13 protein-coding genes are annotated in these 21,285 nt (G+C 72.4%); 8 read left to right on the top strand and 5 right to left on the bottom strand.

All coding sequences use genetic code 11. The features are described from left to right. Nucleotides 1-119: 119 nt before the first annotated feature. Together ACN28C_RS16215 and ACN28C_RS16210 are read left to right on the top strand one after the other, a co-directional pair. A complete protein-coding gene (locus ACN28C_RS16215) occupies nt 120-503 on the top strand; it encodes a thioesterase family protein (RefSeq protein ID WP_422774696.1) in 384 nt (127 codons plus the stop codon). Then, nucleotides 500-1,336, top strand: coding sequence for an MBL fold metallo-hydrolase (locus tag ACN28C_RS16210; RefSeq protein WP_422774271.1), 837 nt, complete (start codon nt 500-502; stop codon nt 1,334-1,336). Before ACN28C_RS16215 ends, ACN28C_RS16210 begins: the two co-directional genes overlap by 4 nt. A gap of 97 nt (nt 1,337-1,433) precedes the next feature. Here the strand turns inward: ACN28C_RS16210 and ACN28C_RS16205 are convergent, their stop codons facing one another. After that, a complete protein-coding gene (locus tag ACN28C_RS16205) occupies nt 1,434-2,372 on the bottom strand; it encodes a PfkB family carbohydrate kinase (RefSeq protein ID WP_422774695.1) in 939 nt (312 codons plus the stop codon). 428 nt (nt 2,373-2,800) lie between these two features. On the opposite strand from ACN28C_RS16205, the gene ACN28C_RS16200 reads away from it, so the two are divergent. Beyond that, complete coding sequence (locus tag ACN28C_RS16200) at nt 2,801-3,895, top strand: lytic polysaccharide monooxygenase (protein ID WP_422774270.1); 1,095 nt, start codon at nt 2,801-2,803, stop codon at nt 3,893-3,895. Between the two features lie 120 nt (nt 3,896-4,015). On the opposite strand, the gene asnB is transcribed toward ACN28C_RS16200, so the two are convergent. Then, nucleotides 4,016-5,974: an asparagine synthase (glutamine-hydrolyzing) gene (gene asnB / locus ACN28C_RS16195; RefSeq protein WP_422774269.1), complete on the bottom strand. Its 1,959-nt coding sequence runs from the start codon at nt 5,972-5,974 to the stop codon at nt 4,016-4,018. Between the two features lie 278 nt (nt 5,975-6,252). Here asnB and ACN28C_RS16190 point away from each other — a divergent pair, with 278 nt between their 5' ends. The 4 genes from ACN28C_RS16190 to ACN28C_RS16175 all read left to right on the top strand — a co-directional run bounded on the left by ACN28C_RS16190 (nt 6,253) and on the right by ACN28C_RS16175 (nt 10,645). Then, nucleotides 6,253-7,677: an aminopeptidase P family protein gene (locus ACN28C_RS16190; RefSeq protein WP_422774694.1), complete on the top strand. Its 1,425-nt coding sequence runs from the start codon at nt 6,253-6,255 to the stop codon at nt 7,675-7,677. 87 nt (nt 7,678-7,764) lie between these two features. Beyond that, complete coding sequence (locus tag ACN28C_RS16185) at nt 7,765-9,498, top strand: RyR domain-containing protein (RefSeq protein WP_422774268.1); 1,734 nt, start codon at nt 7,765-7,767, stop codon at nt 9,496-9,498. A 20-nt stretch (nt 9,499-9,518) separates the two neighbouring features. Next, nucleotides 9,519-10,001 (top strand): hypothetical protein, encoded by a 483-nt coding sequence (locus ACN28C_RS16180; RefSeq protein ID WP_422774267.1) that lies wholly within the window; start codon nt 9,519-9,521, stop codon nt 9,999-10,001. Nucleotides 10,002-10,111: 110 nt separating this feature from the next. Further along, on the top strand, nt 10,112-10,645 hold the full coding sequence (locus ACN28C_RS16175) for a hypothetical protein (protein ID WP_422774266.1): 534 nt from the start codon (nt 10,112-10,114) through the stop codon (nt 10,643-10,645). Between the two features lie 42 nt (nt 10,646-10,687). Here the strand turns inward: ACN28C_RS16175 and ACN28C_RS16170 are convergent, their stop codons facing one another. Further along, nucleotides 10,688-11,677: an ArsR/SmtB family transcription factor gene (locus ACN28C_RS16170; RefSeq protein WP_422774265.1), complete on the bottom strand. Its 990-nt coding sequence runs from the start codon at nt 11,675-11,677 to the stop codon at nt 10,688-10,690. Between the two features lie 258 nt (nt 11,678-11,935). Between ACN28C_RS16170 and ACN28C_RS16165 the strand changes: the two genes are divergently transcribed. Next, nucleotides 11,936-13,576: a peptide ABC transporter substrate-binding protein gene (locus tag ACN28C_RS16165; protein ID WP_422774264.1), complete on the top strand. Its 1,641-nt coding sequence runs from the start codon at nt 11,936-11,938 to the stop codon at nt 13,574-13,576. Nucleotides 13,577-13,769: 193 nt separating this feature from the next. Here the strand turns inward: ACN28C_RS16165 and ACN28C_RS16160 are convergent, their stop codons facing one another. Next, nucleotides 13,770-15,563 carry a glycoside hydrolase family 15 protein gene (locus tag ACN28C_RS16160; protein ID WP_422774263.1) on the bottom strand — a complete coding sequence of 598 codons (1,794 nt, stop codon included), beginning with the start codon at nt 15,561-15,563 and terminating at the stop codon, nt 13,770-13,772. Nucleotides 15,564-15,675: 112 nt separating this feature from the next. Continuing rightward, entirely contained in the window at nt 15,676-21,252 is a 5,577-nt protein-coding gene (pulA, locus tag ACN28C_RS16155) for a pullulanase-type alpha-1,6-glucosidase (protein WP_422774262.1), read from the bottom strand. Nucleotides 21,253-21,285: the final 33 nt, after the last annotated feature.

Here is a 21,285-nt window from a genome sequence, read left to right as displayed (position 1 = left end):
AACATCCGGCGGAGCGGGCGCCGGATTCGGTGTCCGGGCCGGAGCACCCGCAGGGCGGCACGGCCGCGGCACAGCCCGACGCCCCACCGGGCGGCACGGCAGCGACCGAGCCGCAGAGCGTGTTTCCGCCGGGTCTGAGCGCCCGGGTCGAACTGACCGTCACCGACGTCGACACCGCGCAGGCGGTCGGCTCCGGTGACGTACCGGTGCTGGGCACGCCGAGGGTGCTGGCGCTGGCCGAGGCGGCCACCGTCGCCGCGACAGCGAGCCGGCTGCCGGCCGGGATGACGACCGTCGGGATGCGGGTGGAACTCGACCACCGGGTGCCGACCCCGGTCGGCCGGACCGCCGTGGCGCAGGCCCGGCTCGCCAAGGTCGACGGGCGGCGGCTGCTCTTCGAGGTGGCCGTCACCGAGGGGGCGACGACCGTGGCGGAGGGCCGGGTGGAGCGGCTCCTGGTCGACCGGCAGCGGTTCGTGGAGCGGGCGCTCCGCACGCCATGACCACGACCGTCGCCTTCACCGAGATCGCCGACCGGGTGTACGTACTGCGCCAGCGGATGCTGGACGTCAACGTGACCCTGGTGGTCGGCGACGGCGCGGCACTGCTGGTGGACACGCTCTCCACCGCAAGCCAGGCCGCCGAGCTGCTCGGCGCGCTCCGGGAGCTCACCGCCGACCCGCTGATCGTGGTCAACACGCACCACCACTTCGACCACTGCTTCGGCAACGCCGCACTGGCCGCCGAGGCTCCGGTGCCGATCTACGCTCACGACGAGACCGCCCGGCTGCTCCGCGAACAACCCGCCCTGCTGCGCCGCCAGGCGTACGACGAGGTGCTGCCGGCCGATCCCGGGCTCGCCGCCGAGCTGGCCCGGACCGCCGTCCTCGCCCCCACCCATCCGGTGCGGAAGGAGGCCACCGTGGATGTCGGTGGCCGGACGGTGTTGCTGCGCCACCTGGGTCGGGGGCACACCGAGGGCGACCTGGTGGTGCAGGTGCCGGACGCGGACGTGCTGGTCGCCGGGGACCTGATCGAGGAGAGCGGCCCGCCCGCCTTCGAGGATGCCTTCCCGCTGGAGTGGGTGGAGACGGTCGCCGCGCTGCTGGACTGCCTCACTCCGGCGAGCGTGGTCGTGCCCGGCCACGGGGCGGTGGTCGGCACCGACTTCGTCCGCGTGCAGCACGACGACCTGGCCACGATGAGCTGGCTGATCCGCAACGGGGACGCCGACCGGGCGCCAGCCGAAAGGGTCGCCCAGCGTACGCCCTTCGGCCCGGAGGCCGGGCTCGCCGCCGTCCAGCGCGGCTATGCCGAACTGCGCGGCGACGCCTGACCCTGCACCAACCACCCCCGGCGGCGCGGAGCGCCAGCGCTTCAGCCCGGGAAGCGGGCACCGCAGCGTTCAGCCCGGGAAGCGGGCACCGCAGCGTTCAGCCCGGGAAGCGGAGTGCGACCTGGGCCCGGGTGGGCATCGAGACCGCGCCGCCGGGTGACTCGCAGACCAGGCCGGCGACCTGGAGGGCGTACCGGACCCGGGCGGACCAGCCGGCCGGCTCCGGCGGTATGCCGTCGGCGAGCAGGTCGGCGACGAGCGCCGCCATCACCGAGTCGCCCGCTCCGGTCGCGTCGACGGCCCGCACCGCCGGCGCCGGCAGGCTGACCCGCGTACCGCCGGCATCGGCCGAGACCAGCGCGCCGCGCGCGCCGAGGGTGACCACGACGGTGTCGGCGCCGAGGTCGTGCAGCCGCCCTGCGGCGACCTCGGCGGTGCCGTCACCGTAGAGCACCTCGGCGTCGGCCAGGCTCAGCTTGACCAGGTCGGCGGAGGCGACGAAGTCAGCCACCACCTCCCGCAGCCCGGCCACCGCAGCCCGGTCCGACAGCAGCCGCGGCCGGACGTTGGGGTCGAAGACCCGCAGGCCGGTGGCGAGCGACCAGGCCCGCCGGGCGGCGGCGAGCATCCGCGGGCAGAGCAGCACGATCGACCCGGCATAGAGCACCGACGCGCCCTCGACCAGCGGTACGTCGAGATCCTCCGGTCCGAGCAGCCCGTAGGAGAGCGGTTCGCCGTAGAACCGGAAGTCCGGCTCCGCCCCGGCGAAGGTGGCCACCGCCAGCGCGGTCGGTACGGGGCGGACCACGACGCCCCGCCGGCCGACCCCCGTGGCGGTCAGGAAGTCCGCGATCCGCCCGGCGAGTACGTCGTCACCGAGCGAGCCGACGAACTCCACCTCCCCGCCCAACCGAGCCACCCCCACGGCGACGTTCAGCGGTGCGCCGCCGATCGCCTGCCGGTAGACGGGCTGCCCGTCGTGCTCGCCGTCCAGCAGATCGACCAGGGCCTCCCCCAGCACCACCGCGTATCCCATCTGAGCCTCCTGGAGCAGCACCGGTCGTCTCCTGACCCTGGCATACCGGAGTTCCGTCGTACCCGGCGGGCAGGCGCCCGGCAGGTGGGCGTACTCGGGCGGTCGTCCCGTCCGGAAACATTTCATCGAGGGTTTCCTATTGCATCGGCCCGGGTTCCGTGATGCGATTGCCGGTACCGAGCCAGTGCGGGGGCTGACGCGCTGTGCCGGGTGCCGGCAGGGGCCACGCGAAGGGCACACATCCGTGATCGGACTGTGCGCCGTGTCGCCCGTCTGCCATCCGGCAGATCACAGCCCACCACCTCTGGCGGGGCGGACCGGCGATACCGCAACCAGTGTCGGAAGCGGGCGCCCGCCGTGTCGCGGGTCCCCCGCAGGTCATCCGCAGCGTGACTCAGCTGCGGCACTGCCCCCAGAAGGAGAACTCGGTGAAACGTCTACGCAGGATCGCGGTGCTCGGCGCCGTGGCCGCGCTCACCGCCGGTGTCATCACGGTGGTCAATCCCTCTCCGGCCGCCGCCCACGGTGCCGCCATGGCGCCGGGCAGCCGCACCTACCTCTGCTGGAGAGACGGACTCAGCCAGACCGGTCAGATCATTCCGCAGAACCCAGCCTGTTCGGCAGCGGTCGCGCAGAGCGGGGCCAACTCGCTCTACAACTGGTTCAGCGTGCTCCGCTCGGACGCGGGCGGGCGGACCACGGGGTTCATCTCGGACGGTCAGCTCTGCAGCGGCGGCAACAGCAGCTTCAGCGGCTTCAACCTGGCCCGCAACGACTGGCCGCTGACCCACCTCACCGCCGGTGCCAACTTCAACTTCAGGTACAGCAACTGGGCCCACCACCCGGGCACGTTCTACTTCTACGTGACCCGGGACGGCTTCAGCCCGACCAGGTCGCTGGCCTGGAGCGACCTGGAGTCGTCGCCGTTCCTGACCGTGACCAACCCGCCGCAGAACGGCGCGGTCGGCACCAACGAGGGTCACTACTACTTCAGCGGCCGGCTGCCCAGCGGCAAGAGCGGCCGGCACATCATCTACTCCCGCTGGGTCCGCTCGGACAGCCAGGAAAACTTCTTCGGCTGCTCCGACGTGGTCTTCGACGGCGGCAACGGCGAGGTGACCGGGCTCGGTCCTGGCACCAACCCGCCGCCCACCAACCCGCCGCCCACCAACCCGCCGCCGACCGGCAACCCGACCACCCCGCCGACCGGCAACCCGGGCACCGGCGCCTGCACCGCCACGTACCGGTCGACCGGTAGCTGGAGCGGTGGCTTCCAGGCCGAGGTGACGGTACGCAACAGCGGCACCGCCGCCCTGAGCGGCTGGACCGCCCGGTGGACCTGGGCGAACGGTGAGACCATCGGCAGCCTGTGGAACGGCACGCACACCCAGAGCGGCAGCACGGTCACCGTCCGGAACGCCGGGCACAACGGCAACCTCGCCCCGAGTGCCTCCGCCACCTTCGGCTTCGTCGGCAGCGGCAACACCAGTGGCACACCGACGCTGACCTGCACCAGCCCGTAGCAACACCACCACCGCACACCGCAGCGGGCCCGGCGTCGGCGGCGCCGGGCCCGTTCGCGTCCGCCGCGGCTGCCTGCGACGCGACGGGGCCCGCCCGCCGCGCCGCGACACGCGCCGCCGCTAGCGGACCATCGAGCCGACGACCGGCTTGGTGAGCAGGGCGGACTGGTTGCGCTCGATGCCGGGGTCGAGGGTGCGGGCCACGAAGATGGCGTGCCAGACGCAGAAGATCAACACAGTCCAGATCTTGCGGGAGTGGTCGGCCTCACCCCGCCGGTGCTCCTCGAGCAGCCGCATCGCGTACGACAGGTCGAGCAGATCACCGGCGCCGGAGATCGAGAAGATGTGCCGGGCCCACTCGTACATCTCGCCGGCCAGCCAGACCCGGGTCGGAGTGGGGAAGCCGAGCTTGCGCCGGTTGACGATGGCCGGCGGGACCACACCCTGCAACGCCTGCCGCATCGCGTACTTCGTCGCGTCCGAGCGGGGCGGCAGCTTCAGCTCCACCGGGATGCCGGCGGCGACCTCGAAGACCTCGCGGTCGAGGAAGGGCACCCGCACCTCCAGGGAGTGCGCCATCGAGATCCGGTCCGCCTTGACCAGGATGTCGCCGCGCAGCCAGGTGTAGAGGTCGACGTACTGCATCTTGGTGACGTCGTCCAGCTCGGTGCACTCGGCGTAGATCGGCGCGGTGACGTCGGTGTAGCGCACCCCCGGGTCGTAGCGGCGGAGCAGCTGCTCCTTCTCCTCCTCGGTGAACATCCGGGCGTTGCCGTAGTAGCGCTGCTCGATGGGGGTGGTGCCGCGCTCCAGGAAGCTCTTGCCCTTGACCCCCTGCGGGATCGCCCTGGAGACCGCGCGCAGCCCCTTCTGCATCCCGCCGGGCAGGCCGTTGACGGTGCCGAGCGAGAGCGGCTCCCGATAGATCGTGTACCCGCCGAAGAACTCGTCCGCGCCCTCGCCGGAGAGCACCACCGTGACGTGCTCGGCGGCCTTCTTGGCGACGAAGTAGAGCGGCACCAGGGCCGGGTCGGCGACCGGGTCGTCGAGATGCCAGACGATCTTCGGCAGCGCCTCCATCATGTCCCGGGGCCCGATCTTGGTCGGGATGGTGGTGACTCCGAGATGCCGGGCCGAGTCCTGGGCGACCTCGATCTCCGAGTAGCCGTCGACGTCGTAGCCGACGGTGAAGGTGAGGATGTTCGGGTTGAACTCGCGGGCCAGCGCCACCACCGCGGTCGAGTCGATGCCGCTGGAGAGGAAGCAGCCCACCGGCACGTCGGCCCGCATGTGCATCCGGACGCTCTCCCGCAGCGTCTCCCGGATCCGGTCGTAGAGCTTCTGCGGCTCCGGCACGGGTGCGGGGCGGAAGACCGGCCGGTACCAGCGGCGTACCTCGATCTGCCGGCCGGGGGTCCAGGTCAGGTACTCCCCCGAGCCGATCCGGCTGATCCCCTGGTGCAGGGTGCCGGGCTCCGGGACGTACTGCAACGTCAGGTAGTGCGAGAGGTTGGCGGTGTCCACCCCGGCGTCGCCGGCGTGTGCGGCCGGCGCGAACGGCAGCAGCGCCTTCTTCTCCGAGGCCAGGTAGACGCCGTCGCGGGTCTGGAGGTAGTGCAGCGGCTTGATCCCGAAGTAGTCCCGGGCGCCGAAGGCGCGGCGCTGCTGCCGGTCCCAGATCACGAACGCGAACATCCCGCGCAGCCGGGTGAGCACCTGCTCGCCCCAGTAGTGGAAGCCGGCGACGATCACCTCGCCGTCGCCCTGGGTGGCGAACTGGGCGCCGTAGTCACGGGCCAGCTCCTCGCGCAGTTCGAGGTAGTTGTAGATCTCGCCGTTGAAGGTCAGCAGGTAGCGGCCGTTCGCGTACGGCAGCGGCTCGTGACTCAACGCCACGTCGATGATCGACAGCCGCTTGTGCGCGAAGACGGCGTCGGTGTACCCCTCCGGGGTGGAGATCACCTCTACGCCGGTCTCGTCCGGTCCCCGGTGGTGCAGGCATTCCAACGCACCGGCCAGGGCGTCCTGATGTGCGCCGGCGTTGCCGTGCGCGCTGAAGAAGGCCAGGAGTCCGCACATGGCGGTCATCTTTCCACGCGGACCGGGCCGCTGTGCCGGCACCGCCACCGAGACCGATCCGGCCGCGGCACGGTACGGTCGGAGCACCGCAGCAGCACGGACCGGGTCAGCCGGACGAGGGAGGAGCGGCGATGTCAGACGAGCGCACCGACATCACGGCGGAACCGGCAGTGACGGAGACGGCCCGAGCGGATACGGCGCGAGCGGATACGGCCCGAGCGGATACGGCCCGGACCGAGTCGCACGACCCCGACTTTCCGGAGAAGTTCCTCGAGTTCATGCGGCAGGGCTGGCGGGACAGCACGCTGCCGGTCGGCCCCCGGCCCGAGGTGCCGAACCACGGCAAGCGCCGGGCCGCGCTCTCGGCCGCCCTTCCCGGCGAGACCCTGGTGATCCCGACCGGCCCGGAGAAGGTACGCGCCAACGACACCGCCTACCGTTTCCGCCCCGGCAGCGACTTCGTGTACCTGACCGGAGACCACGACCCGGACGGCGTGCTGGTGATGCGCCCGAACGGCTCCGGCCACGACGCCGTGCTCTACGTGCGGCCCCGCTCACCCCGGGACAACGACGAGTTCTTCCGCAGCCGCGACGGCGAACTCTGGGTCGGCCGCCGGCACACGCTGGCGGAGAAGTCGACCGAGCTGGGCATCGAGACCGCGCCGCTGGCCGACCTGCCGGCCGCGCTCGCCGACTGTGCGCCGGGGCGGACCCGGGTGCTGCGCGGGCTGGACCCGTCGGTCGACGGCGCGGTGCGGCCGTACGAGCCGCCGAAGCGTGCGGCAACGGAGAGCACCGGCGACCGGCCGGCCCCGCTCGGCCGGGACCGCGAGCTGGCCGCGCTGCTGTCCGAGCAGAAGCTCGTGAAGGACGAGTGGGAGATCGCCCAGCTCCAGGAGGCGATCGACGCCACCGTACGCGGCTTCGAGGACGTCGCCCGGGTGCTGCCGGCCGACCGGCCGGTGAGCGAGCGGCTGCTGGACGGGGTCTTCGGGCTGCGCGCCCGGCACGACGGCCACGACGTCGGCTACAACTCGATCGTCGGGGCCGGCGAACACGCCACGATCCTGCACTGGATCCACAACACCGGTGTCACCCGTCCGGGCGAGTTGCTGCTGATGGACATGGGCGTGGAGGGGCGCAACCTCTACACCGCCGACGTGACCCGGGTGCTGCCGGTCTCCGGCACCTTCACCCCGCTGCAACGCCAGGTCTACGACATCGTGTACGCCGCACAGCAGGCCGGCATCGACGTCATCCGGCCCGGGGTGAGCTTCAAGGACGTGCACCGCACCTGCATGAGGGTGCTCGCCGAAGGGCTCGCCGACCTGGGGCTGCTGCCGGTCAGCGTGGACGAGGCGATGGACGAGCAGTCGATGGTCTACCGGCGGTGGACGCTGCACGGCTTCGGGCACATGCTCGGGATCGACGTGCACGACTGCGCCAACGCACGCAAGGAGAACTACCGGGACGGCACCCTCGGCGAGGGGTACGTGCTCACCGTCGAGCCGGGGCTCTATTTCCAGCCGGAGGACGACCTGGTGCCGGCGGAGCTACGCGGGATCGGCGTCCGGATCGAGGACGACGTCCTGGTGACGGCGGACGGCGCGGTCAACCTCTCGGCCGGGCTCCCCCGTCGGGCCGACGAGGTGCAGGAGTGGCTGGCGGCCCAGCGCGCCGCCGGATTCCGGCTCCCCGGGTAGACCCGTCCATCGTTCACGTTCGCTGTTGGCAGACTGCGACGGTACGATGGCGCTGCGTCGTCACACCCGGAGAGCAGGAGAGGTGTGGTGCCCGGAAACAACCTCGGCGAGCCGCCCCGCGCACCGACCAAGAGTCTGCTCAGGCTGGTGTTCGCGCTCGCCGGGGTGGTCGCCTTCGTCTGTGGCTACGTCGGGCTCGCCCAGCACATCGCCGCGATCGGCGGTTACGGCGACACCCCGTTCGACCTGTTCTACTACGATCTGCAGCTCTTCGTGCTCGGCTCCCCGCCGCTGGACGAGGGCGGGCCGTTCCCGCCCCTGCTGGACGTCGCCCGGTTCGCGGCGCCGGCCGTCACCGCCTACGCCGTGGTGGAGGCCTGCCGGCTGCTCTTCGCCACCGAGCTACGCCGGCTGCGCGACCGCAACGCCCGGGGACACGTCATCGTCTGCGGCGACGGGCTGGTGGCGGACACTCTGGCCCGCCGGCTCCAGGCGGCCGGTCGCCGGGTGGTGACGGTCCGCTCCGAGAGCACCGCACCGGCCGGCTCCGGCGGCGTGGCCCGGGCCGCCCGGGATCCGAGCGTGCTGCGCGGCGCCGGCATCGGGCGGGCCCGGGCGGTCTACGCCTGCACCGACGACAGCGCCACCAACGCCGCGATCGGGCTGGCCGCGGCCCGGCACGGCCGCTCCCCTCTGGCGGTCTACGCCCAGGTCGCCGACCCCGAACTCTGCCTCGCGTTGCAGGCCCGGCATCTCGGGCTGGCCCGGCAGCCCGGCGCCCGGCTGGACTTCTTCAACATCGACGACCTGGCGGCCCGGAAGCTCTTCGCGGCGGATCCGCTGACCGCGGTCGACGGGCGTCCGCCCCGGGTGGTCGTGCTCGGCGCGACCGCGTTCGGCCGGGCGGTCCTGGTCGAGCTGGCCCGGCGATGGCGGGTACGCGACCCGCACGGCGCCCGGCTGGTCCCGCTGGTGCTGGTCGACGAGGCGGCGACCGAGGCGGCGGCCCAGCTCACCCACCGCTATCCGTTCCTGTCCCGGGTCTGCCGGATCATCCCGCTCGACGGCGGCCTCGGCGACCTGCTGGCCCGACTCCCCCGGGCCGACTTCCCGCTGCCGCCCGACCGGGTCTTCATCTGCTACGACGACGAGGAGCAGGCGCTGAAGACCGCGCTCACCGCCGAGCAGCTCTGGCACGGCGGCCCCGGGTCGATGGTCGTCCGGCTGGACAGGCTGGCCAACCTGCGGGAGGCGTTCGGCAGCGAGCACGGGATCAACCTGCTCGACGACCTCTCCGGCGCGCTCCGCCTCTACGGCGTGGTGCACGCGGCCTGCGATCCGGCGCTGATCGGCGACGACCTGGTGGAACGGCTGGCCAGGGTGATCCACGAGAGTTACGTGGTGGCCCGGCGCCGGCACGGCGAGCGGCCCGCCACCAATCCCGCGCTGGTGCCGTGGGAGGAACTGCCGGAGTCGCTGCGCCGGGCCAACCGGGCCCAGGCCAAGGACATCGGCCGGAAGCTGCGGGAACTCGGTTGTGCCCTGTCGCCCCGGGTCGGGCCCGGTGACGAACACGCCCTGGCGGAGCCGGAGATCGAGCGGCTCGCCAACCTGGAGCACCAGCGATGGCTGGCCGAGCGGGTGGCGAACGGCTGGCGGTACGCACCGGACCGGGACGACGATCGCCGGCTGCATCCGGCGTTGAGCCGCTGGGAGGATCTACGCGAGGATCTACGGGAACGCAACCACGAGGCGGTCCGGGAACTGCCGGTCATCCTGGCCGACGCGGGCTTCAGGATCGTCCGCGTCGGGCACGCGTAACCAGGAACGGACGGTGCTCGATGACCCGAATCGGCGTCACTGGGCATGTGGTGCTCGCCGACGGAACAGCGGAGTTGGTCTATGCCAGGCTCGTCGAGGAGCTGCGCCCGCACGCCGGTCCGGGGCTGCACGGTGTCACCTGTCTCGCCGACGGTGCGGACCAGATCTTCGCTCGGGCGGTGCTCGCCTGCGGCGGCAGCTACGAGGCGGTGATCCCGGCCCGGGACTACCGGCTGCGGGCGGTACGTGCGCACAACCTGAGGACATTCGATGATCTTCTGCGCAGGGCGAGCGCGGTGTCGTACATGCCGTTTCCGCGATCGGGACGGGACGCGTACCTGGCGGCGAGCCTGGAGATGCTGCGCCGCTGCGATCGCCTCTTCGCCGTCTGGGACGGGTGCCCGTCGGCGGACGTGGGAGACACCGCGGACGTGGTCCGAGCCGCCCAGGAGCATCGCCTGCCGGTCACCGTACTCTGGCCGACCGGTGCGCGGCGGCACTGACCGGACGCCGGCGCAGGCCCGACAGCACGGTCCGGACGAGAATCCCGGCCGGTCCCGGCAGGCCCGACTCCTGATGCCCGCCATCGACCTCCACTTCTAGACTCGGCTCCGTGCCCGAACCCCAGCGGATGCGGATTCCGGTCTTCGTCTCCACCCCGACCGCCCTCTCCGACGACCAGTTGGCCTCCCGGAGATTCGTGGAGAAGGCCCTGCGTAACAACGGTCTGGAGCCACGGACGCTCGGTGCGACCGACTATCCGAACGACTTCCCGCTGAAGGAGGTCCACGCGATCGGCCGGCACTGCTCGGGCGGGGTGATCCTGGGCTTCGAGCAGATCCGGGTGACCACCGGGATCAACAAGCCCGGCACGCCGAAGGAGCAGAAGATCACCGAGCCGCTCGGCATCCCGACACCGTGGAACCAACTGGAGGCGGGGCTGCTGTTCGGGCTCGGCCTTCCGCTGATCATCTTCCGCGAGGAGGGTGTCTCCGGCGGCATCTTCGACACCGGCGTCACCGATGTCTTCCTCCAGCCGATGCCGGACGGGGGCCCGCGCGGCGGCGCCCGGCGGAACGGCTTCGACCAGGTTCTCGAGAAGTGGCGGGCGGCAGTGGTCAACCACTACTACCGGGACCTGCGCTGACTGCGACCCGGCCGCACCGTTGACGTTGCTCCACCGTCCCGGTCAGCGGCGGCTGACGGCGTCGTTGCCGGTAAGCAGGGCGCGGGCCAGCGGCGTGAGGGTGTGGTGCGCCGCCTTGCCGTGCCGGGTGGTGCGCAGCAGCCCGGCGTCGCGGAGCACGCTGGCGTGCTGTGACGCCGACGGCGTGCTGATCCCGGCCCGCCGGGCCAGGTCGGTGGTGTTGGCGCCGACCAGGGCCGCCCGGAGCACCGCCGCCCGGGAGCGGCCGAGCAGCGCGGTCAGCGGATCGTCGGTGGCCGCGCCAGGACCCAACGCGTACGCCGGGACCGGCCGGTGCCCCGAAACACGACCGCCGAGGCCGCGGGGTCGGCGTACCGGATAGGCCAGCACGACCGAATCGGCCTGGCCGCCGACCCAGAGCTGGCGGGCGAAGACCGACGGCACCAGCAGCAGGCCGGCGCCGTTCGGTCGCAGGTCGAGATCGGCGGTGGAGACGACCGAGAGCACCGGGTTGCGCCAGGTCGCCCACGGGTCGAACATCGCCAGCAGGGCCTCCACGCCACCGGTGGCCAGCGCCCGGCTGCGCTCGTTGACGTCGAGCCGGACCACCGACTCCCAGGCGGTCAGTTCGGCGGCGACCCGACGGTCGTGGTAGCTGCGCACGGCCGCCGCCAGGCTCCGGGCGCGGCGCACGGAGGTGGTGACCAGCCAGGCGAGCGCGCCCTCCAGGGTACGGGCCGCCGACAGCGGCGCGAGCAGGTCGGCCGAGCCCGGCGTGCCGGCCGGTGCCGTGGCCGGCTCCCGACGCGCGCCCGGTCCGGTGCCGGCAACCCCACCCAGCTCACGCAGCCAGCGGGCCAGTTCCGTCCCGGCCACCGTGTCCGCAAAGGACGAGGGCGGTCCGTCCGCCGACGGGGGTGACTGCTCCGCGGGCGGCCGGGCGAGGCTGACGAAGATCTCGTAGAGCGGCAGGGGCGCGGGTGCGATCCGGGTCCGGGCGATGTCCTCGGGGCCCAGCCAGATCCGGATCATCACCACCTCCACGCCTCGTCCCAGCGCCCTGCCGGCTGTGTCTGGTCACGAAACGCGGTGGCCCCGTCGCGTCGTTGTCGGCTCTCCGGTCGGTTTGGACCCAGTCAAAAGCATTGCCGGTACGGCCTGACCGGCTCGTAACTGGGAGGCAGGAGCCGGCCGGTGACGGTCCGGCCCGGCCGGGCGTACGACGCTGTCGTCCGGTGAGGTCGCGCCGCCGGCGAGGTCCCGGTACGGCGCCGATACCGAGGAGGCTTCATGCGGGTGTCCAGACGGATGAGCTGGGGCGCGGCGGCGGCCGTGGCGGTCGTGCTCGCCGCGACGGCGTGCAGCGGCGACGGCGGGGGCTCGGACACTCCGGACGGCGACGCCGTGATCCGGATCGGGATCGCCGAGCCGCAGCACATGATCCCCTCGAACGCCACCGAGAGCGCCGGCGCCCAGGTGCTGGCCGCCCTCTACACCCCGCTGGTCGAGTTCGACGCCGAGAAGAAGCCGGTCGAGGTGGCTGCCGAGTCGATCGAGTCGGCGGACAACGTCCTGTGGACGGTGAAGTTGAAGGGCGGCTACACCTTCCACAACGGCGAGCCGGTCACCGCCGACAGCTACATCAACGCCTGGAACCACGCGGCGTACGGGCCGAACGGCAACGGCGGCGCATACTTCTTCGGCCAGATCGAGGGGTACGACGACCTCCAGTCCACCGACCCGGACGGAGAGGAGGGCCCGCAGCAGGCGCCCGAGCCGAAGGCGAAGACGCTGACCGGGCTGAACAAGGTCGACGACCTCACCTTCACCGTCACCCTCTCCGGACCGTTCGCGGAGTTCGAGTCGGTACTCGGCTACCACGTCTTCTCGCCGCTGCCGGCCGCCGCCTGGGCCTCCGAGGGGGTGCTGAAGGAGGGCTTCGAGGAGGCGCCGATCGGCAACGGTCCGTTCAGGATGAAGGGCAGCTGGCAGCACGACAGCCGGATCGAGGTCGAGCGCTACGACGCCCATCCCGGCCCGAAGCCGAAGATCGGCGGTGTGGTCTTCCAGATCTACCAGCAGTTGACGACCGACTACGCGGACCTGCTCGCCGGCAACAACGACGTGACCCGGCAGGTGCCGACGGAGAGCCTGGGCAGCGCGCCGACCGACCTCGGCGACCGGTTCGGGAAGAGCCCGCTCTCGTCCTTCCAGTTCCTCGCCTTCCCCACCTTCCAGCCCGAGTTCGCCAGGGCGGAGGTACGCCGGGCCATCTCGATGGCGATCGACCGCGACGAGATCGTGCGGACCATCTTCAAGGACTCGCAGACCTCGGCCCGGTCCTTCGTCTCCCCGCTGCTGGCCGGCGCCCGCCCGGACACCTGCGGCGAGCCCTGCCAGTTCGACCCGGCACGGGCGAAGGCCGAATACCAGGCGGCCGGCGGCCCGGCCCGGTTGCAGATCTCCTACAACGGCGACGGCGGCCACAAGGACTGGGTGGAGGCGACCTGCAACCAGCTCAAGAACAACCTCGGCGTGGAGTGCGTCAGCACCCCGGAGGCGAAGTTCGCCGACCTGCTGAACAAGGTGGAGGCGAAGACCCCGGTCGGGATGTTCCGGATGGGCTGGTCGATGGACTACCCGTCGATGCAGAACTACCTCGGACCGATCTACACCACCAATGGATCGTCCAACTACTACGGCTTCAGCAATGCCGAGTTCGACCGGCTGGTGGAGGAGGGCGAGCGGGCGCCGAACCAGGAGGAGGCGATCAAGAAGTACCAGGAGGCGGAGCAGATCCTGGCCCGGGAGATGCCGGTGATCCCGCTGCGCTTCGGCCAGAACAACTACGGGCACTCCACCCGGGTCGGCAACGTCGAACTCGACGCGCAGGGCCAGGTCGACCTGCTGAAGATCGAGGTGATCGACTGAGGGGTCACGGTGCCGGGCTGACGATCGGGGTAGCCGGCTGACGGGGCCGGTCGGCGGAAGCGGTCCCGATCCGGCTGACGGGGCGGTCGGCGGAAGTGGTCCCGATCCGGCTGACGTCGTCGAGATCGCTCCGCCGGCCCGGTGCCGCTCCGTCCGCGATGCGGCGGTCGCGGCGGAGTCGACCGCTCGGAGGTCAGATCGCCGTGGCTTCCGGAGTGGGTCGACCCGTCACGGCCGAGGTGAGCCGCCAGGCCGCCGAGATCAGCCCGATGTGCGAGAGAGCCTGCGGGAAGTTGCCCAGCTGCGCGCCCGTACGCAGGTCGATCTGCTCGGCGAAGAGGCCGAGGTCGTTGGTCCGGGCCGCCATCCGGTCGAAGAGGGCCGCGGCCCGCTCCTGTTCGCCTAGGAGCGCGAGGCAACCCACCAGCCAGAACGAGCAGATGACGAAACCGGCGGAGTCCCCGGGCCAGCGCCGGACCAGCCCGTCGACGGTCAATTCCCGTTCGATCTGCTCGATCGAGGCCCGCATCCGGGGGTCGCCCGCCGAGATGAATCCGACCAGCGGGAGGACGAGGACCGACGCGTCCAGCCGATCCGACCCGAAGGCGTCGGTGAACGCACCGACCCGGGGATTCCAACCGTGCCGCAGGATCGCCCGCCGGATCTCCGCGCGCACGGCTGCCCATCGCGCCACGTCGGCCGCCTCGCCCAGCGCGGCGCCGAACCGTACGGCCCGGTCCAGGGCGATCCAACAACCCATCTTGGCCGTGAGGTGGTGCCGCTCCTCTCCCCGCAGCTCCCACATGCCCGAATCCGGCAGCCGCCAGGTCTCGACCGCCCGCTCGGCCAGGGACCGCAGCATCCGCCGTACGGGTTCGGGCATCGGGTCCAGGCGGTTGCGCAGCAACCACGCGGCATCGAGCACCTGACCGAGTACGTCCTGCTGCCGCTGCCGCCAGGCGTCGTTGCCGAGCAGCACCGGACCGCCCGGCCCGGCCAGCGTCCCGAGTTCACGTTCGGCCAGGTCACGTTCCCCCTCCACGCCGAGCATGATCGGCATCGCCGTCAGCTCCGCGTCGCCGATCGACTCGGCCAACCAGCCGAACAGCCGGTCCGCCTCGGTCGGGCAGGCCGCCACGGAGAGCATTCGCAGGGTGAGACTGAAGTCGCGCAGCCACACGTAGCGGTAGTCGTAGTTGTCGTGTCCCTCCGGTCGCACCGGCACCGAGGTGGTCGCCGCCGCCACCACTCCACCACTCGGCTGGTAGCTCAATCCCTTGAGCACCAGCGTGCTGCGCCGCACCAGGTCGGCGCGCTCTCCCACGTAGTCGTGCTCACGCGCCCAGGACCGCCAGCCCTCGACCGTGTGGGCGAGTGCCGCCGGCACGTCCGGAGGTGCCGGTTCGGGCTCGTGATAGGTCGGCCAGTGGGCCAACGAGAAGCTTTCCCGCTGGCCCGCCCGCACGGTGAAGGATGCCGAGGCCAAGGTCTCCTGGCAGTCCACCGGCACCGTCGTGGCCATCCCGAGAGTGCCGCCGGCGGCGCTCGCCACCACCCTCCCGTCGCGGAGTTCGAGGTAGGCCCGCACCCGCCCGTACTCGAAGCGCGGTTCGTAGGACATCACCATCGGCACCTGCCCGGCGAGCCCTTCCACCAGCCGCAGCAGCAGGCAGGGCGGGTAGCGGCCGATGTCGTGCCCCCGTCCCCGCCCGAGGGCCAGCGCGTCGGTCACCACCGCGGTCCCCTCCCCGGTGCGGAAGACCGTGCGCAGCACCAGCGTGTCCGGCAGGTAGCTCCGCTCGACCTGGAACTCGCCGGCCGGGCGGATCGACCAGTGCCCGCCGTCGTCGTCGAGCAGGCGGGCGAAGACCGACGGCGCGTCGAACCGGGTGGGGCACCACCAGTCCACGGAACCGTTCCGGCTGACCAGCGCCCCGGACCGGCCGTCGGCGAGGTAGCCGTAGTCCTCGATTCGGCGGACGTACATCGTAGGGCCGCCTCCCTGGGGTGGTCGGTGTCCGAACGACTCCGAACATCCCCGATGACCGGTTCTCGTCGGTGATGTCCACGCGCCGCCCGTCTACCCGTACACGATCGCCCTAACCGGCCGGCGGTCCGTGAACACCCCTGTCCCGGTGTGGTTCGACGTACACCGCGACGCTGCGAGGTGGGACGGTGAAGGTGCCGGTGGCGGCGTCGAAGGAAGCCGTCCGGAGCACCGGGTCGGCCGAGTCCCGCAGCACGGGGTGCGGCGACACGTCCGCGCCGCGCAGCCCGGGCACCGTCTGGGTCGCCGCCGCCGGGGTCGCGTTGAAGACCGCGGTCAGCGACCGCCAACGCGGGTCGAGCCCGGTCCCGTCCAGCCGCATCGTCAACACCCCGGGCGTCTCGGCCGGCCCCGACAGCGGGAACGACACCCGCCGCTGCACCTCGGCGGCATCCGCCAGCCCGAAGACCGGGGAGGACGACCGCACCCGCAGCAACTCGCGGTAGCGTTCCTCGGCCAGCGCGATCGCCGCACAGTCCGGCACCAGCGCCGGGTCGGCCAGCAACGGCCGGGCGTACGGCCACTTGTCGGCGTTGTCTTCGGCCGGCGGCAGGCCCGCCCCGAACCCGTTCCCCTGGGCGCAGTCCCAGCGGATCTGGTTGAACCAGTCGCCGCTGTTGTAGGAGTTGCGGTCCAGCGACTTCGAGCGCAGCCGCTCGCTGCCGGCGGTGACGAATCCGGTCCCCTGGCTCAGCACGGCAGCGCCCAGCGAGAGCACCTGCATCCGCGCCCGGTCCACCGCCGCCGTTCCCGCCGGCAGCTTGTACGCCAGCGCGTCGTAGAGAATCTCGTTGTCGTGCGCGTCCACATAGCTGACGGCTTCGCCGGGTGCGGCGGTGTAGCCGGCCGGCGCGCCGTTGTAGTCGACCTCGGCCCCGGTCACCGTCTCCCCCGACGACGCGACGAAGCGATAGCCCGCGAGGTTGCCGGTCAGCCCGACCTTGATCTGGTCGTGCTGGTGCAGCAGCCGGGCCCGCTGCTCGGCGGGGGTGCCGTTCACCGGGTCGCCGTTCGGGTCGGTGAAGAGCCCGGAGCCGAAGCCCTGCCGCCGGGGGTTGGCGTCGAACGGGCCGCCGCCGCGCACCGCGTCGCGCAGCCGGTCGTTGAAGGTGCCGATGCCGGTGCCGGCCATGTTCGCCTGGGTGGCCTGGACGAAGCGGACGTCGCCGGCCACCTCGCCGAAGTCCCAGCCCTCGCCGTAGAGCAGGATCGCCCGCCCGTCGACGCCGTCCCGGGCCACCGTCAGCCTGTCCAGTGCGGCCCGGACCGCCAGGATGTTGGCCTTCGGGTGGTGGCCCATCAGGTCGAACCGGAACCCGTCCACCTTGTATGCCTTCGCCCAGGTGACGACCGAGTCGACCACCAGTTTGCCCATCATGGCGTGCTCCGGGGCGGTGTTGGCGCAGCAGGTGGAGGTGGCGACCGCACCGTCGTCGAGCAGCCGGTGGTAGTAGCCGGGGACGACCTGGTCCAGCACCGACTTCGGGTCGACCCCGGCGGCCGAGGTGTGGTTGTAGACCACGTCCAGCACCACCCGCAGCCCGGCCGCGTTCACCCCGGCCACCATCTGCCGAAACTCGGCCGTCCGCCGGTCCGGGTCGACCGCGTAGCCGCCCTCCGGGACGGTGTAGTGCAGCGGGTCGTAGCCCCAGTTGTAGCCGTCGGTGTCCCGGACCGCGCCGACGCACTCCTGCTGGCGCTCGGAGTCCGGCGGCAGCGCCGCCAGGTCGCAGGGCGGCACGGCCTGGTCGGCCCGGCGCTCCGGGATGGTGGCGAAGTCGAAGGTCGGCAGCAGGTGCAGGTGGCTGACCCCGGCGGAGGCCAGCGACCGCAGGTGCCGCATCCCGGTGCTGGCCGGGTCGGTGAAGGCAAGGTAGGTCCCCCGGCGCTCCGCCGGCACCGACGCGTCGGCGATCGAGAAGTCCCGGACCGAGACCTCCTGGATCTGGGTACGCGTCGGCGGCACCGCCGCCGGCTTGCGCAGCCCCGCCCAGCCGGCGGGGGCGAGGGCCCGGTCGGCCAGGTCGACGATCCGGCTGTGCGTGGAGTCGGCGGTCAGCGCCAGCGCGTACGGGTCGGTGACCGAGGCGGTGACGATCCGCTGGGCGGCCGGCTGCCAGACCTGCACCCGATAGCGGTAGTGGCGACCGAGCCAGCTGCGGTCGCCGCGCACCGACCAGACGCCGGTGCGCTCGTCGCGGCGCATCAGCACGATCCTCGGCGTCGCCGAGGGCGAGTCGAAGAGTTCGAGGGCGACGGTGCGGGCGGTCGGTGCCCAGACCGAGAGGCTGGGGCGTCCCCGCTCGACGGTCGGGCCGAGCCGGGCGGCGGTGGCCGGGGCGTAGAGGTCGTCGAGGACGCCGGGCAACTGCACCCCGGTCGCGCCGAGCAGTGCTCCGGCGTGGTCCCGCTCGGTCAGCACGAGCTGGCCGCGCAGCGTCGCCGGCACCCGTGCCAGGTCGCGCCGGTCCAGGTGCAGGGCGGTGTACTGCCACAGGTGCGGGAACCGCACGCGCTGCGCCTCCGTCGGCCCGTCCGGCGCCGCCCGCAACGGCAGTTCGGCGTACGTCCCGTGCAGCTCGCCGTCGATGACCGCCAGCCCGCCGGCCGGGGCGCTGACCAGGTCGTACCGCCGGCCGTCGGTCGGCTGCCCGGGTGGGCGGAGCACGGTGGTGCGGTCGATCCAGTGTGCCCGCTGCTTCGTGATGTCCAGGTCGGGCGCGGAGCTGCCGGTCGCCGGCAGCAGCCGGCCGGGGGTGCCGGCGAGCAGCCAGGTCTCCCGGCCGGCGCTGGCGAAGTCGAGGCGCTGGTCGTCGGGAAGGTCCTTGGTGTCGCCGTGGTGGATGATGTAGCTGAGCCCGGTCGCCCCGGCGGCCAGCGGCACCCGGAACGTGATCCCGAACCCGTCGCGGTCGGCCGGCGGCAGCGGACTCGCCCAGTCGGTCGGGGTTGCCGCGCCGTCCCAGACGTGCAGCCCCCAGCCGTCGTAGTTGCCGTCGGCCCGGCGGTAGTGCAGCACCGCCGTGCCCTCGTCGCCGGGTGGGTCAGGCTCTCCGGTGGCGGCCTGGCGGCTGGGATAGACGGTCGGGTCGCCCTGCTTGAGCCAGACCTCGCCGGTCTGCCGCACGTCGACGGTGCGATCCACCGGCACGTCCTTGCTGCCGGCGGCGTCCACCACCAGGAAGCCGACGCTGGCCGCGCCCGGCTTGAGCTTGACCCACGCGAACCGGCCGTAGGAGTCCTCCCCGGCGAACGGCTGCCCGGTCGGCCACGGCGTCTGGTAGGCCGGGTCGATGTCTCCCCAGGCGTGCAGCTGCCAGTCCGGATAGCCGCCGGCCGGCCGCTGGTAGTGCACCACCAGCCAGTCCCGCTGTCCGGCCGGAGGCGGGGTGCCGACCGTCGCGGTCGACCTGGCCGTGGCGGTACGCCCGAACGAGTCCCGCACCACCGCCTTGTACTCGATCCGGGCGCCGCCCGGCAACCCGGTTAGGTCGTGGTACACCCGGTACGGCACCGGCCCGCCCTGGTTGCGGGCCTGGCCGAGCAGGGTCCACGGGCCGCCCTCGACCCGGGCCGCGACGGTGACGGTGCCGAGCGGGTCGCCGGTGACCTGGGCGACCACCCCGGCCCGGGTCGGCACGGCGGCGTCCGGCGCCGGGTCGGTGATCCGGACGGTGGGGCCGGTCGCCGGGCGGGCGATCGGGGTGCCGGCCCGGAGCACGACGGCGCCCAGCGGCGGCACGGTGATCGTCAGCCTGCCGTCCGGGCCGGCCTGCCCGGTGGCGTCCGTGCCGTAGACCCCGCCGAACCGGGTGCCGGCCGACCAGGTGTCGACGGTGACGGTCTGCGCGGTCGGCGCGTTGTTGACGGCGGCGACGTACTCGACCCGGTCGGCGGGGGCGATCCGGGAGAAGGCGAAGACGCCGGGACCGTCGGCGGCGTAGCGGGTGACCTGGATGCCGTCGCGCAGCGCCGGATGCGCCCGGCGGAGCGCGCCGAGCCCGGCGATCGTCCGGTAGAGCGGGTGGGTCGGGTCGTACTGGTCGACGGCGTGGCCCCGGTCGGTGCCGAGCAGGTCGTCGTCGAGATAGTCCGGGGTACGGGAGGCGAACATGTCCTGCCGGGCGTCCTTGTCGCCGCCCGGCCCGGTGAAGCCCTGCTCGTCACCGGAGTAGACGATCGGCTGTCCCCGGGTCAGGAACATCAGCTCGTGCGCGAGCTGGTCCCGACGCAGGTGGCTGGCGGGGTCGGTGTCGCCGTTCGCGATGAACGACCCGATCCGGCCCATGTCGTGGTTGCCGAGAAAGGTCGGCAGCCGGCCGGCGGAGGTGTCCCGGGCGGTGTAGAGGTCGTCGGCGGCGAAGCCGTCGGCCAGCGTCCTGGCCGAGCCGCCGCCGCTGGCCACGTAGCCCCGGGCGGCGTTCTGGAAGGTGAAGTCGAGGGTGGCCGGCAGCCCGCCCCGGCGGACGTAGGTCGAGGTGACCTCGGGGTTGGCGTCGTAGACCTCGCCGAACATGAAGAACTCCGGCTTGCCGGCCCGCTGTGCGGCCCGCTCGACCCCGGCCCGGAACTGCGGCCAGAACTCCAGGTTGACGTGTTTGGCGGTGTCCAGCCGGAAGCCGTCGACGCCGAGTTCGGTGACCCAGTCGGCGAAGATCTTCGTCATCCCCCGGACCACCTCGGGGCGCTCGGTCCAGAGGTCGTCGAGGCCGAAGAAGTCGCCGTACTCGCTGTTCTCGCCGACGAAGGTCGAGTCGCCCCGGTTGTGGTACATGGTCGGGTCGTTCAGCCAGGCCGGCACCTTGACCTGCCGGTCCGCCGGGCTGGCGAAGGTCGGGGTGTAGGGGAAGGAGCCGGCGGCGTCGACCGCCGGGAAGTCGCGGCTGCCGTCGGCGTAGTTGCGGTCCTCGAAGGGCCGCCCCTGGGCGTCCCGGTACGGCCGGTCCGCCTTCTCCCGATAGGAGCTCTCGCCTCCGGCGTATTGGATCACGTCGGCGGTGTGGTTGACGATGACGTCCAGATAGATTTTGATGCCCCGCCGGTGCGCCTCCCGGATCAGCCGCCGCAGCTCCTCGTTGGTGCCGAAGTGCGGGTCGACCCGGGTGAAGTCGGTGATCCAGTAGCCGTGGTATCCGGCCGAGGCGTCCGCGCCGCTGCCCTGCACCGGGCGGTTGACGAAGACCGGGGCCAGCCAGATCGCGGTGGTGCCGAGCCCCTGGACGTAGTCCAGCCTGTCGAGCAGGCCGCGCAGGTCGCCGCCGTGGTAGAAGCCCTTGTCGGTCGGGTCGTGGCCGGTGCGCAGCCGGTCGCCGGTCAGCCCGCCGCGGTCGTTGCCCGGATCGCCGTTGGCGAACCGGTCCGGCAGCACGAAGTAGAACTGTTCCGCCCGGCCGGTGTCGGCGGCGGCCGCGTCGAGCAGTTCACCTGGCGACGGCTCCGTCCTCCACTCTGCGGCGCCAGCGGCTGCCATCCGTTGCGCCACCTCGCCGGCGGCCGCACCCGCCGGCAACGCCGCACCGGCCGCCGTGTGGCGCTCCGGTCCGGTGGGGACGGTGCCGCCGGCCAAGGCGAGCGTGAGAACGGCGCTGAGGACCAGCAGGACAGTACGCGGCAAGGGCAGCGGCTTCATCGACGGCCTTCCTCTGGTCGCTGAACTGCCCGC

The organism is Plantactinospora sp. WMMC1484 (assembly GCF_049315195.1).
Taxonomy (GTDB): domain Bacteria; phylum Actinomycetota; class Actinomycetes; order Mycobacteriales; family Micromonosporaceae; genus Plantactinospora.
The sequence above is the reverse complement of the archived record's forward strand: the minus strand, read 5'-3'. Positions and strand labels throughout refer to the sequence as shown.